Source organism: Palleniella muris (assembly GCF_004792655.1).
Lineage (GTDB): Bacteria > Bacteroidota > Bacteroidia > Bacteroidales > Bacteroidaceae > Prevotella > Prevotella muris_A.
The window spans coordinates 161,672-174,489 of the sequence record NZ_SRZC01000002.1; the positions used below are offsets into that span (position 1 = coordinate 161,672).

15 protein-coding genes are annotated in these 12,818 nt (G+C 41.2%); 5 read left to right on the forward strand and 10 right to left on the reverse strand.

Annotated elements, in window-relative coordinates:
• Positions 1-42: 42 nt before the first annotated feature.
• The gene (locus tag E5358_RS01715) at positions 43-234 is read left to right on the forward strand and encodes an HTH domain-containing protein (protein ID WP_135938639.1); all 192 of its coding nucleotides are present in this window, start codon (positions 43-45) and stop codon (positions 232-234) included.
• A gap of 23 nt (positions 235-257) precedes the next feature.
• Positions 258-896: a hypothetical protein gene (locus E5358_RS01720; protein ID WP_135938640.1), complete on the forward strand. Its 639-nt coding sequence runs from the start codon at positions 258-260 to the stop codon at positions 894-896.
• Between the two features lie 2 nt (positions 897-898).
• Here the strand turns inward: E5358_RS01720 and E5358_RS01725 are convergent, their stop codons facing one another.
• The 7 genes from E5358_RS01725 to E5358_RS01755 form a co-directional block, all read right to left on the reverse strand.
• A complete protein-coding gene (locus tag E5358_RS01725; RefSeq protein WP_135938641.1) occupies positions 899-1,888 on the reverse strand; it encodes a hypothetical protein in 990 nt (329 codons plus the stop codon).
• A 16-nt stretch (positions 1,889-1,904) separates the two neighbouring features.
• Complete coding sequence (locus tag E5358_RS15010; protein WP_168354562.1) at positions 1,905-2,078, reverse strand: hypothetical protein; 174 nt, start codon at positions 2,076-2,078, stop codon at positions 1,905-1,907.
• Between the two features lie 285 nt (positions 2,079-2,363).
• Entirely contained in the window at positions 2,364-3,878 is a 1,515-nt protein-coding gene (locus E5358_RS01730) for a recombinase family protein (RefSeq protein ID WP_135938642.1), read from the reverse strand.
• 55 nt (positions 3,879-3,933) lie between these two features.
• Entirely contained in the window at positions 3,934-5,055 is a 1,122-nt protein-coding gene (locus E5358_RS01735) for a site-specific integrase (protein ID WP_135938643.1), read from the reverse strand.
• Positions 5,056-5,247: 192 nt separating this feature from the next.
• Positions 5,248-5,664: a DUF4134 family protein gene (locus E5358_RS01745; protein ID WP_135938644.1), complete on the reverse strand. Its 417-nt coding sequence runs from the start codon at positions 5,662-5,664 to the stop codon at positions 5,248-5,250.
• 62 nt (positions 5,665-5,726) lie between these two features.
• Positions 5,727-6,053 (reverse strand): DUF4134 domain-containing protein, encoded by a 327-nt coding sequence (locus E5358_RS01750; protein ID WP_277821131.1) that lies wholly within the window; start codon positions 6,051-6,053, stop codon positions 5,727-5,729.
• On the reverse strand, positions 6,049-6,471 hold the full coding sequence (locus tag E5358_RS01755; RefSeq protein ID WP_123407885.1) for a hypothetical protein: 423 nt from the start codon (positions 6,469-6,471) through the stop codon (positions 6,049-6,051). Before E5358_RS01755 ends, E5358_RS01750 begins: the two co-directional genes overlap by 5 nt.
• Positions 6,472-6,891: 420 nt before the next feature.
• Between E5358_RS01755 and E5358_RS01760 the strand changes: the two genes are divergently transcribed.
• From E5358_RS01760 to E5358_RS01770, 3 genes are all read left to right on the forward strand, one after another.
• Positions 6,892-7,647, forward strand: a complete 756-nt coding sequence (locus E5358_RS01760) for a type IV toxin-antitoxin system AbiEi family antitoxin (protein WP_123407887.1) — start codon at positions 6,892-6,894, stop codon at positions 7,645-7,647.
• A 14-nt stretch (positions 7,648-7,661) separates the two neighbouring features.
• On the forward strand, positions 7,662-9,116 hold the full coding sequence (locus E5358_RS01765) for an ATP-binding protein (protein WP_123407889.1): 1,455 nt from the start codon (positions 7,662-7,664) through the stop codon (positions 9,114-9,116).
• A gap of 155 nt (positions 9,117-9,271) precedes the next feature.
• The gene (locus E5358_RS01770; RefSeq protein ID WP_123482802.1) at positions 9,272-10,291 is read left to right on the forward strand and encodes a bacteriophage abortive infection AbiH family protein; all 1,020 of its coding nucleotides are present in this window, start codon (positions 9,272-9,274) and stop codon (positions 10,289-10,291) included.
• A gap of 73 nt (positions 10,292-10,364) precedes the next feature.
• On the opposite strand, the gene E5358_RS01775 is transcribed toward E5358_RS01770, so the two are convergent.
• The 3 genes from E5358_RS01775 to E5358_RS01785 are packed head-to-tail and all read right to left on the reverse strand — an operon-like array spanning position 10,365 to position 12,807.
• Positions 10,365-11,252 carry a toprim domain-containing protein gene (locus E5358_RS01775; protein ID WP_123407893.1) on the reverse strand — a complete coding sequence of 296 codons (888 nt, stop codon included), beginning with the start codon at positions 11,250-11,252 and terminating at the stop codon, positions 10,365-10,367.
• Positions 11,253-11,254: 2 nt separating this feature from the next.
• Positions 11,255-12,358: an AAA family ATPase gene (locus E5358_RS01780; RefSeq protein WP_123407895.1), complete on the reverse strand. Its 1,104-nt coding sequence runs from the start codon at positions 12,356-12,358 to the stop codon at positions 11,255-11,257.
• Positions 12,355-12,807, reverse strand: coding sequence for a helix-turn-helix domain-containing protein (locus tag E5358_RS01785; protein WP_160247610.1), 453 nt, complete (start codon positions 12,805-12,807; stop codon positions 12,355-12,357). The genes E5358_RS01780 and E5358_RS01785 overlap by 4 nt, the downstream gene beginning before the upstream one ends.
• Positions 12,808-12,818 lie beyond the last annotated feature (11 nt).

The window sequence follows — 12,818 nt, forward strand, 5'->3', positions numbered from 1 at the left end:
GAAAAGTAAGATTATATAACCCTCTGCTATCAGTCAAGGAAAATGCAGAAAATAATAATGTTTCCTGCCGTTAGATGGTATATCCGTACAAATGGCATAAATAGAAAACGTGATAATGCAATTATTATTCATAGAGCTATAAAAGAGCTTAAAAAGAAACAACCCGACATTTCCATCAAAGAACTTTCAGACAAATTGAAGGTATCTGTAAATACCATTAAAAAAACATCTTAATTCCGTTAGCTCTGTGTCAGAAAATGACAGTTCTAAACTATCAACATTTGACACAAGTTCCAAAAAGTTTTCTGATCTCTACGGTTTCCGATAATCAACATGAAATATTAAATAACATTTTGCGTCTCCACATAAAACGTAAACAGATTGATTGTGATTTGACATATAGTATAGGATGCTTTTATAAACATCTGCCTCAACCAATATATAAATTTGATAAGTATCCACAAACAGAGGATAGCTTGCCATTGGAAACAGCTTTCGATTTAGAGGCTAATACACTACATTCTATTGTGATTGATTTGCCGTTTATTATTAGAAATAATAAAGGAGGTGAATCTATCAACACCTGCAAAATTGCCAATAGATTTAACTCTTTTAGTTCTGCTAAGGAATTATATGATGCTAACGACAGTATATTATCTTTGGCTTACGACAAATTGGAAAAGAAAGGCATATTGATAGTCAAGACAATGGATGTTATTTTTGCAGGTAAGCAGCATTGGGTCGCTAATTATGTTATCAATAAAGCTACTGAATTGGGGTTTGAGATGGTGGATTTGTTTATTCTAATTGCCAATAAAAAAATGCTTCGTTCAGATGGTTGCATTCAACATCATGCGAGAAAATTCCACTCATATTTCTTGGTATTTAAGAAGTAGAACTATGATGCTAGTTTGTTATATACTTTCTCTATAGCCTCTTGTTGATGGTCATAACTGATTATATCATTGTTCCTTTGGTGAGCTATCCACTTTTCTGTATTTTCCGCAATATCATTCCACCTATCACTGCTGATATACAATTCTGCATTAGATAGAAGTCTGTATATAGTACCAAAGAACTCTTTACAATTCTTTGGGGTTTTGACATTATAAACATTGGATTCATTCAGTTGAATATTCCAACCTCGTTGTTCATGGTTAGATGATATTTCTTGAAGCTGAGATTGATATTGTTCTATTTCATCAGTTGAAAGGTGTTCCCCAGCATACTCTATATCATTCTGAATAGAACTATACATATCTAGTGCTAGTATATAATCAGACTCGTTAGCATAGTCAGATAATAACGAATCTAACCTATCTTTGTAAGCATCATGTAAAAGAGATTTGGTTGAAGTTGTGTTATCTATAGTAGTATTGTTATTTATATTTTGAATGTTATCTATAGTTGTGGTACAATCTCGTACTATCAAATCTCTATCTTGTTGGTACAATATTGTACTATCGTTCTCCATCTGCTGATACAATGCTGTACTATCTTCAATACTCTTTTTAGTTGTTCTTTTTGTCGTTTTTAGCATAGGGTTATTGATTAGTTGAGGTATAGGGATATCGTTATACGCCTCAATCTTATTCCAACATATACGATAATAATTTGCTTGCTTTCCACCCTTACTGTATAAAACTTCAATGAATCCTTCAGATTGTAAGGTTTGCAGCATCAACCTAACATCTTGCAAATTTTTCTTTCTAAAAATCTGCGCAAACTCACTCATAGGCTTATAGAAGCTACCATCTGCGTTTAATTTCTTAGCATTATCCCAATAATCCTCCTGCTGTATCAGTATTGATAACATTTTCCACAAATCACTATCCAACACATACATTAACTTTGTTGGATTTCTAGTAAAAGGTACATTCCTATCCATATTAATGCAAGTTGGTTTAGTTATTATTACCGTCTTTAGGCTTATTGGGAACTGTTTTCCAATATTCTCTCATTCCATTTGAAATATTCTCTTTGTGGGTAGTTGCCTTGCTTCTACCCTTTAATGCTTGACTTATTTTCAACTTTGTTGCATCGTCTAGCTCTCTGTACTTTCGTTTATTATCATTCATATTCTCAATTATTTAAATTATTGTTATTTACATATATACCATAAATAGTCCAAAGTACAAAAAGAATAGATGATTTAGTAAGTAAAAAAATAAAATCCTGGATTTTTTTGAGAGACGTATGGCATTCCGAATGTCTCTATTATACCTACTAATAATAAGTATTGAAAGCGAGGATACATGGAAGTTAGTACATTGAAAAAGTGGATGTTAAATGATATAACACCCACTTAAATGATACTGAAAGTAGAATTATCACAATATGGATAGATAATCCACATATATAAGTTACTTATTTGCCATTTCAATGTCTATTCTGTCCCCATTCTTATAATGTATTGTCAGAGTTCCTTTTCTTTTGAACTTTTTTCCCAACCATTCAACTCTTAAAAATGTTTTATTGAAAAATGTAGCTTTTTCATGAATCGTCATTTGCTCGTTAAATTTTACCTCTGAACGCATTTCTCTGATTTTATTTTCAAGTTCTGTGTGAAGATTTCCCAGTCGTCTAATTTCCTTTTCTTTTGCATCCAATGCTTGTTTTAAAGAACTATATTTTTCCTGTAGTATTTCCAAAAGGAACGAATCTGTGATTTTATCTAATTGAATAATCACTTTACGAATATCGTCAGCAATTTCATTGTATTCATTTGTGATTTGCTTGTGTTCGTTTTCTATATTTTTCATTTGACGCTTACAGTCCCTTATTGTTATTTTTGACTTTCCGTAATATTCATCACTTTTCAGTCTTTCAACCGTTGCGTTCCAAACCGTCTCAAGAACTTTATCAACGTATACATAATTGTTATTGCATATTTTATATTTTTTGTTGGGATTCTTTCTGTGATATGAGGCATAAAGACATTTGAAAGTCTGTTTTCCAACATTATTCACAACAATACTCATAGGTAATCCGCAATCTCCACAAAACAACAAGCCTTTAAGGGGGTTGAATCTGCTTTCTTTGGCAATAATACATCTGTTTCGTGAAATACATTCAGATGCCAAATTAAAAACTTCCTCGCTTACAATAGGGATAACTTCATGTGTCACACCTTCAATCGTTCGTATTCCAATATACAATTTATTTCTTAACATTTTTGCAACCTCAGCTGCTTGCCACAGTTTCTCACCTTTGTTATGTCTGTGAATATTACCTGTAGTGTTAAGATAATCTGCTATTTTCTGACAGGATTTGCCATTACAAGCCATATCATAACAGAATCTAATCACTAGTGCTTCCTTCTCATTTATCCTAATCAATGATTTTGGAGTCTGTCCAAGAATGTAATTGGGGTTTGCGTATTTCTCAAAACCAAAAGAAATTTGGGATGATGTCACCATATATGGATTGGCCTTTAATTTTGCCACACGACCGCTTTTCATCCTATCACGGATTTTCATCAGTTCCTCTCTAGCTCCTTGGGCTTTCACACCTAACATGATAAACTGCGTGAAACTTATAGGATTTTCCTTTGAATATACAACATCAGGATTATCAAGAAAAACTATACCTATACCATTATCCCGTAATGTGTCTATTTTAGAGAATACACGTTGAAATTCCTCCTCTCTTGTAATACGTGAAAGTTCTGACACAACAACCAAATCACAATCTTCTTTGGTAAGTGAAAGAAGCTGTTTTATTCCTTTTCGGTTCTGTTTAGTGCCCGATTCCTGTTCCACAATTTTATCAACTAGCTCATACCCTCTAAGAGTACAATAATCTTTTGCTAACGATAATTGCCTTTGCAAGTCTTGTTTGCTGGTAGAGACTCGTGCGTATACTATAACCTTTGTCATTGTTAGTGATTGAATTACAATGCAAAGGTACAAAAAAATATTAAATTGTGCAACTCTAAATATTGGTGTAGATTTGGGTCGTGACAATGTTCGTGTGCCCCAATACACGGCTCACGCTTTCGATGGGCATCCCCTTGGTCAAAGCTAGCGTTCCGAAGGTATGACGTGAACAGTGGAAACTGATGTGCTTCTCTACACCTGCTGCCTCTGCCCATTTGCGAAGGGCTCTGCCTATGACGGTCTGAGTAGTTGGTATATCAAAGAAGGGAGTTGTTATTCCCTTTGGTTTTGGTAACCAACGCTTTGCCTCTTCCGAGAGTGGGATGATGACAGGTTTCTCAGTCTTCTGCATTTCCATGTCAATGTACTCGCCCTTTCCGTCAGGAGTCTTGAAGATGTGAATCGGTGCAAGTTTGTACATGTCACTGAGTCGCAATCCAGTGAAACAAGCAAAGATGAAGGCTTGCTTGACCTCTGGGCGGTAACTGTCGGTTGCCATGAGGGCTTTAAGTTCCTCAATGGTAAGGTATTCCTTCTTGCCATCCTTGGGCTGAATGCGCTCCTTGGCATCCAGTTCCTTCATAGGATTGTTACGGATGATACCTTGACGGACGGCATTGTTGAGAGTAGTCGAGAACATGCCGAGGTAACGGCTTGCCGTGTTCTGACTGATAGGTCTTGGCTCAATGTACTTGCAGTGTGAGTTTGGGAAGGTGCGAAGGAACTTCACATACCCACGGCAGAAATCAGCATTGACCTCTTCAAGGGTGATAAAGGTCTGATTGGACTCTTCAAGATATTTCTCCACGGTGTGAAGCATTTCAACACGACAATGGAGGGTTGACTTCTTGGTGCTAACTCCACCTTCACAATACTTCTTAATCCATCCTGTCAAGAGTTGTGAACCCTGCTTGACGGTTTCCCAGTCTTGCACTCCGTGACCATGGAGAGCCTTGATGCGCTCTGCCTTGATACGTTCTGCGACTGCCATCGTTTCCTTGTTCTGCTCCTTGCAGAGTGGATTGACCTCAGGAATGATATAGAGTTTCAGATACTCATACTTCCTGACTCCCTTCCAGTAGATGTCAAGATAGATACTCTTGTTGCCATCTGCGAGAGGTTTGAGACGAATCTTTATCGGCTCCTTCAGTTTGACTTGTTTCTTTGGTCTTGCCATGCTTGTATATTTTTTATTGGTAATTTACTCCCGAAAGAAGGGAAAATGAATTTGGCAGAGGGTCTGCATCGGTTGGACTTTTCGGATGCTGATATATTGTTTCCGCATCGTGATTATGTCCGAATTAGCATGTGCAAAGATATGAAAATCAAGTCATATATGAGAAACAAATCAGAAACAAAAATCATTTTATTATATCTTTTTAAGAGTCGGTTGAGCAAGAATCGGAAAATTCAAATAATCTCTTATTCGCTTGATACTAAGCACTTTATTTGTCACTTCCTTTCTTATCCTTTCCAACCAATTTTGGAGGACTAAGATATTCTTCACGTCCTGCTCCTCGTTGTTCATGGCGATATAGACGCTGATCGCACCTACGACGGCCACGACGCCGGCGATGGCGTAGCAGAGCTTGACAACGATGGGCACATACTTGGCGATTTCCTCACTGACCGTGGTCAGGGCCGTAGTACCGGCTTCGTAGTTGCCTGCGGTGTTCTGGGCGAGACAGGCAACGGTGCCGACAAGCAACATGACTGCCAGTGAGTTGAATCGAGGTGATGTGACGAATTTCTTGATGGAATTCTTGATTTTCTGTAATTTGTTCATCTGTTTTGTTTCAAAATTGTTTTACGGTTCTCTTATTTCTCATTTGCGCATTTGAGTCTCTATTATACACGGTAGCCGAAGAAGGCGGGGAACACGATGGTCGCTCCGATAATGAACAGGATGGCTCCCACCACCATCATTATCTCTTTCTTCCAGCCCTCTTCTCCGGCATTTATCTTGAAGTAAATCTGCAGACTGGCGATGACGGACACGATTCCGGCCACCGCATAGCAGATATACACCACATACAGCAGCATGGTAATCACGAAGTCATGGGCTTTCGCCAGTCCGTCCGCACCCCAACTGTAATCCACTCCGCCGCATTTGGCGGAAGCGGACAGGCAGCAAACGGACAGGATTGCCGTCAGTACCACTCGTGTAAGGTCAATATGTCTCACGGGTATGAGTGACTGTGGATTTACGGAAAGCAATGTCTGATTTCTTGTCATACAGCATCTGTTCAAGTTCTTCAAACGAGACACCACCCTCGCTCGTCACGTCGGTCTCGTCCATATTGTCTGTAAGGTTGTCAAAACGGCCTGTGCCGCCTGACGGGGTTTCCACTTCCGTGGCGGCAATCCTTGAATGGTCATTGTCTTGGGCTGTCTCTTCTCCGAGAGAGAATCCGTCACCACTTTCCCTGACCGGAGTGGCCACAACTTCATCCTGCATCCCGCTGACATCAAATTCCTCTACCGAGGTTTCTTTCTCGTTTTTCTTGCCGTAAAGGTCCTTGCTGATATGGTAGCCGTAATAGATGATATAGGCTATCGTCAGCACGATGACAAATATTACATACGGTGTCATTGTCGTTTGCGTTTAATTGGGTTTGAGTTTAATTTTTATGCAAAGTAACATTGAAGATTATGTGCAGGAAAATTATATCCAGACAAATCTCATTTTCTTAACCGTAATTAGTATAAGACGCTGATTTCAAACTTACTTTCATACTCTAAACGAAATTCAATCGCAAATAGAGTATGATTGTATCACAGTATGATTATATAGCATTTTAACCACTGAAGCACCAAGAACAACCTCTCATCGTTTTACTTTATTCCGGGCGCATATCGAATGCGCTAAAGTGAAATGAGCGGAAATACGCTACTTGCAAGTCCAATTTTGTCCGATAATCCGAAAAAAATGCGTCCTCAGGTGGAAGTTTCAGAAGAAATCTTTGGCTAAAATTTATTTTAATGTTAATTTTGTAACCGAAATAATTTCCAAATGGGAACTAAAATAAATAAATTGCGTCAGCAAACCCCTCCCAATGGGATATTGCTCACTTCATGGCTGGAAAAATCAGGCTTCAGCAGAAGTGAGATTTCCCAATATATGAAATCGGAGTGGTTACAGCGTATATCCACAGGTGTATATCAATTCACCGGAGATACACCATCGCTTTACGGCATATTGGCTTCATATCAGAAACAGGCCGATTTGAAATATCACATAGGTGCCGCATCTGCGTTGGAGCTGAAAGGCTTTTCTCATTACATTGCGATGGGGAAGCCGACTGCCGTTGTCTTTTCTCCGATACGACCGCCGCTGCCCAAATGGTTAAATGATGCAGAACTTGACATGAACCTTGCAGAAGTGTCATCAAAAGTAATCGGGGACACCGGGATAGAGCAAATGGATTACCTGGGGCAGACATTGACAGTCTCATCGCCGGAAAGAGCGATAATGGAATGTATCCTGCTTTCACCCTCCCGTTATGATTTAACGGATGTGTATTATCTTATGGAAATGCTTACTTCCCTCAGAGCCTCTCTTGTTCAACAGCTACTGGAAGGCAGCTCTTCAGTGAAAGTAAAACGGATGTTCCTGTATATGGCTGAAAAGGCACGTCACCGCTGGTTTGCCAGACTTGACCTATCCCGCATATCCCTCGGCTCCGGCACACGGAGCTTTGCGAAAGGCGGAGTGAAAGTGAACGCATACGATATTGTGATACCCAAAGAACTTGCTGATAAGAAATAATATTACCAATTCATATGAATATTGAAAATCTCGACATAGTAAAAGAGCTGATATCCGAAAAGGAAAATGGGCAGGTGGAGTTCAAAGAGACCACCGGTCAGTTGGAACGCGGAATGGAAACTCTTTGCGCCTTTCTGAACGGGAAAGGCGGAACAGTCATGTTTGGTGTAACGGACAAGGGAAAGATTATCGGTCAGGATGTGAGTGACAAGACGAAACGGGAGATTGCGGAAGCAATCAATCGTCTGGAGCCGATAACGGCTGTGCAGATCTCTTATGTCCCAATACCGGACAGCGAAAAGAAAGTCATTGTATTCCATGTGGATGAATCAAGCCTTGACCGTCCGTTTTGTTATAAAGGACGGGCTTACCAGCGTACCGAGAGCGTGACATCCATAATGCCGCAGGAAGTCTATAATCAGCTTCTGATGCAACGTGGGGGCAATTATGGATGGGAAGCAGTGGTAAATCCGGAACTTCTGATTGAAAATCTCGATGAGAACGCCATCATGGGAGCTGTCCGCGGAGGAATCAGGGGAGGACGTCTGCCTGAGACCACTATATCAGAGGATATTCCCACCATTCTTGAGAAAATGGATCTGTTACACAACGGAAAACTGAACAATGCGGCGGCTGTGTTATTCGGACATAAATGCTACGGCTATCCACAATGTCTGTTACGGATGGCGCGTTTCAAAGGGACAACCAAGGAAGAGTTTTGGGATAACCAACGCATCCAAGGAAATATCTTTAAACTGCTGGATGCAGCGATGGCATTCTTCTTCAAACACCTGTCTCTCTCGGGAAAGATCGAAGGATTGCACCGTGAAGAAGAATTAAGCGTCCCGTATAAAGCATTGAGGGAATGTTGCATCAATGCTTATGCACACCGTTCTTACCACCATCCGGGAAGTTCCGTCAGCATTGCTATATATGATGACCGTATTGAGATTACGAATAGTGGAACATTCCCTCCTGACATGTCAATGGAACGCCTGTTAAGTTTGCATGACTCCCGGCCTCATAATCCCATTATCGCTAATGTTTTGTATAAGAGTACGATTCTGGAAAGCTGGGGACGAGGCATAAAATTGATGATTGACGAATGCAGACGAGTAGGAATTCCCGACCCAGAATTTCATGCCGACAGCGGATTTATATGGGTCATATTCCGTTATACTCGAACAACTGTGGGGCAAGACCCAACAGTTACCCAACAGTTACCCAACAGTTACCCAACAGTTAGCGAACAAGTAGAAAAAATCGTGGGAATAATTGCCGACAGGACACTTTCTACAAAAGAAATCATGGATTTAATCGGCTTAAAAGACAAGGGCAATTTATTGGAGCTTTACCTTTATCCTGCAATCAGGCAAGAATTGGTTGTTCCCCTGTATCCTGATAAACCGAATCATCCACGGCAAAAATACCGTCTTACCGACAAAGGTAAAGGACTGTTGCAACAATAATAGATTGTATTGATGTGATTAGTATTGGCGTGCGATTATTTTGAGTGCGGCTGAGTATGGGGAACTAATGCGGTTCCCCATAGTTCCCCAATCTCGATTGCCCCAAACTTTGCCCCAAATTGCCCTAATTTGCCCCAAACTCAAATCTATAGATAATGACATCAACAACAATATCTACGCATTTCAAGCATTTATACATCATTGGGAATGGTTTTGACATTCACCATAGTATTAACAGCAGCTATTCAAATTATCGTAACTGGCTTGAAGAGAACGAGCCGGACATATATTCACAGTTATGTGACTTATATGGCGTTTCAACAGATGAGGATGAAGCCCACGAATGGTGGAGTGATTTTGAGAACATGCTTTCAGAGATAGACCTCTATGATTATGTTGAAAATGTTGTGGTTGAAAATTATCCAGACTTCTCAAGCGATGATTTTCGAGACAGAGACTACCACGCTGCAGAATTTGCCGCTGAGAATGAACTGGGGGCTTTAATATATCACATAAAACGTACTTTCAATGCCTGGATTGCTTCTCTTGACAAAGCTGACAGCACAAAACGGATCCACCTTGAAAGAGAAAACTCCTTATTCATAACTTTCAATTATACCCGGACATTAGAGGATTTGTATCGGATACCAGATGAGCAGATTGTGCATATACACGGTATGGTTGGAGAGGACGAACTTATTTTAGGACATGGCAAGAATTATGCAGAGTTGAAAGAGGAACTGGAGATAGCACAACCACAACCTCCTGCAGACTTAGATGAATACGAACTGCAAGATTGGTATTCGTCTCATAGCGATTTTATGACACAACAGACACAAGAAGTTGCGATCTCACAAATAGCTTTTTTGCAAAAGGATGTAGAACAGATTATATCGGAAAATCACTCTATTTGGAATAGTCTTGGAGAAGTTGAGACAATCCATGTATTTGGATTTTCATTTTCCGGCATTGATACACCTTACCTGAGTACAATCATCAGACACATAAATACGGATAAGGTCAAATGGGAAATCAGTGCTTTCTCAAATCGAGACAGAGAAAAAGCACAGACATTTATGATTGATGCAGGGATTAAAGAAAATTTGTGGGCACCATTGGTTGCATTATGCGATGTGCAGAAATACAAACAACTATCGTTATTTGATGATTTATAATACAATTCCCTGTCTTATTTTTCTGGTGGAAAAGTAAAACAGGGAATTGTTGTATCTGTATTGAGAATAAAAGTCAGGGACAAAAACGCTTGCCACGAAGAAAGTCGTTCAGGTCTTTGAAACCTTTGTAAACTCCTGATGCGTCATGTATTCCATCACGAGTTTCGTTGAGAGTATCCACAGCCCTGCGCCCGGCATCGTCATTGTCAAGGCAGCAGGTGACTGTCGGATAAGGGGTAAGCCATTTCATCGCCTTGCGGAGATTGGAAACGGAGTTCAACACCACAAAATCCATTGTCTCAGCAAAGGGCGTGAAATCCGAACGGCGGCATAAGGTCATGTAGGACAGAAAGTCCATGAACCCCTCAAATACGGTACACAGTTCATTGCCACTACCCATTTGTATGAGCGACACATCTTTTTGTCCGACCGTCCCCTTGAAGAACGGATTTCTCACTTCATAGCCGCCCAGCACATTTCCGAAACCTATACCATAATAGTGTCTATGGCCAAGCGAGAAATGAATTTCTCTACAAAACTCCACGGCAACAGAGCTGTCTATGCCTCTGGAACCAAGATAGGACAGAAGTTTGTCATTGGTAAGCGGCTTTACCGTCACATCCCGGAATGTGCCAGCTCGTTCATCCTGCAATTCAGACGGAATACGTTCCCTGATGACAAGCTCCGCCGTGGTGTAGTTCTGGATATGCCGGATTACCTCCATGATGTCGTTGGTATTATACATCATCTTGCCAAGGTCTATGATGTCACCGCTCTGCATTGTGGCGAGGTCGTACCAGCGGTTCTTCTTACGGCTGACCTTGAACGACGGATGTCGGTCCTCCCTGTACGGAGCATGGTAAAGCGCGTATGTCTGGTAATTGCGTACAGGGCGTATGCCTATCTTTTCAAGATAACCGATGATGTCGATTCGCTTGATTTCTCCGAAATTCACTGCCATGTTCAATTTCTTAATTCCGTTAGTTTGTTCTGCTCATATCTGTATTCACGGCTATCCTTGACGATGATGCCCTTTGACATAAGATGCTTCAACCACATCACAAACGAGGTGCGTCCGCGCCTGTAGCCGGTTTCCGCATACATTTCCCGCAATTTGCCGACCAACGCATTGTAGCCTTTTACCGGACCTTCGGCAAATACCTTGTCAAGAATCTCCTTGTGCTGCGATACGGTGATATTCTCGAATGTCACCCGTTCCTCTTCATCGCTGCTGAATCCCGGTATATCCTCCGGCAAACCGTCTTCATTGATACGGAAGGCAAAGTTTGAGAACTCCTTTTCCCTGGTTATCATCGGACGGACTTCGCTCACATCAGGATTTATCTCGCTTTTAATAATTTTCATCACGGTCTCCGCCTTGTTGTTGAGTTCCGTTCCGATATGACCTCTCGTGTTGTCATCGCTCTTGTTAAGGTGCAAGACAGTATGAATGTGGATATTGTACATGTTGGTCCACCGCATGAGGTCGTTGATTATCTCAACGGACTCTCCGGGAGAATTGATGTCATTGATAAGGTCACGGATGCCGTCGATAACAACGAAACCGATCTTGTCATCAACTTCCAGAGCGGAGTCTATGATATTACGGCGTTGCTGTGGCGTGAACTCCCTGAGCATAAGGAAATCCAATGACGACACTTCACAATCAGAGGGCAGTCCGGACATTCTGAGTATGCGGTGAAGCACCTTGAAACAATGCACGCGACTTTGCTCTGTATCTATATACAGCACCTTTGTCTTGCCTTCGGGCAGTTTAGCACGATAATGCAGCACTTCTTTCCCTGAAATCAATGCAGCGACTATCGCACTCACATTGAATGTCTTTCTTGATTTCGGCTTGCCTACGGACGCGCTGAAATTGCCTACTGTTGCCACCGTGATCTCATCGACCGTCAGTATCTCCGGAGGAAAGACATAGCGGTCTGTGGCACGGATGCGGACGTATTCAAGGAATTTCTTGAACTTATCCCGGTTGGCTTTTTCCTGTGGCGTCAGCTCCTTCTTTGCCGGAAATATCCTGTCGAATGGGATTTCTTCTATCTTCATTTCCCGGTCCCTTTCTTGGCTTTACGGTTTCCTTTGGATAAATCCGCCATGGTTTCGGCTGCCGCCCTGCGGTTCATCTCATGTTTGGAGTAGATGACATTGCGACGAAGCACGTCATCAAGTTCCTTGCGCTCGATATAGATGAACTTGCCACGGGGCTTGAAATGGGTTATCTCCCTGTTGGAAGTCATAAGATATATCTGGCTTTTTGATACCCCGATATATTCCGCCGCTTCTTCGACGGTAAGCATCTCACGGCACATGAAGAGCTTTGACTCCAGTTCCTTGAAATGCTCGAATATCTCACCGAGGTCGCCATAACGCTCCATGAACGCACAGATGGACTCGATACGCTGTACCGCCTCGTCAACAGTGCTTTCTCCCATTTTGGAGAGCAGATGGCTCACGTTTTCCACCCGTTGGAGAGTGGATATAAATTCTGATGTCATAACCATTTCCT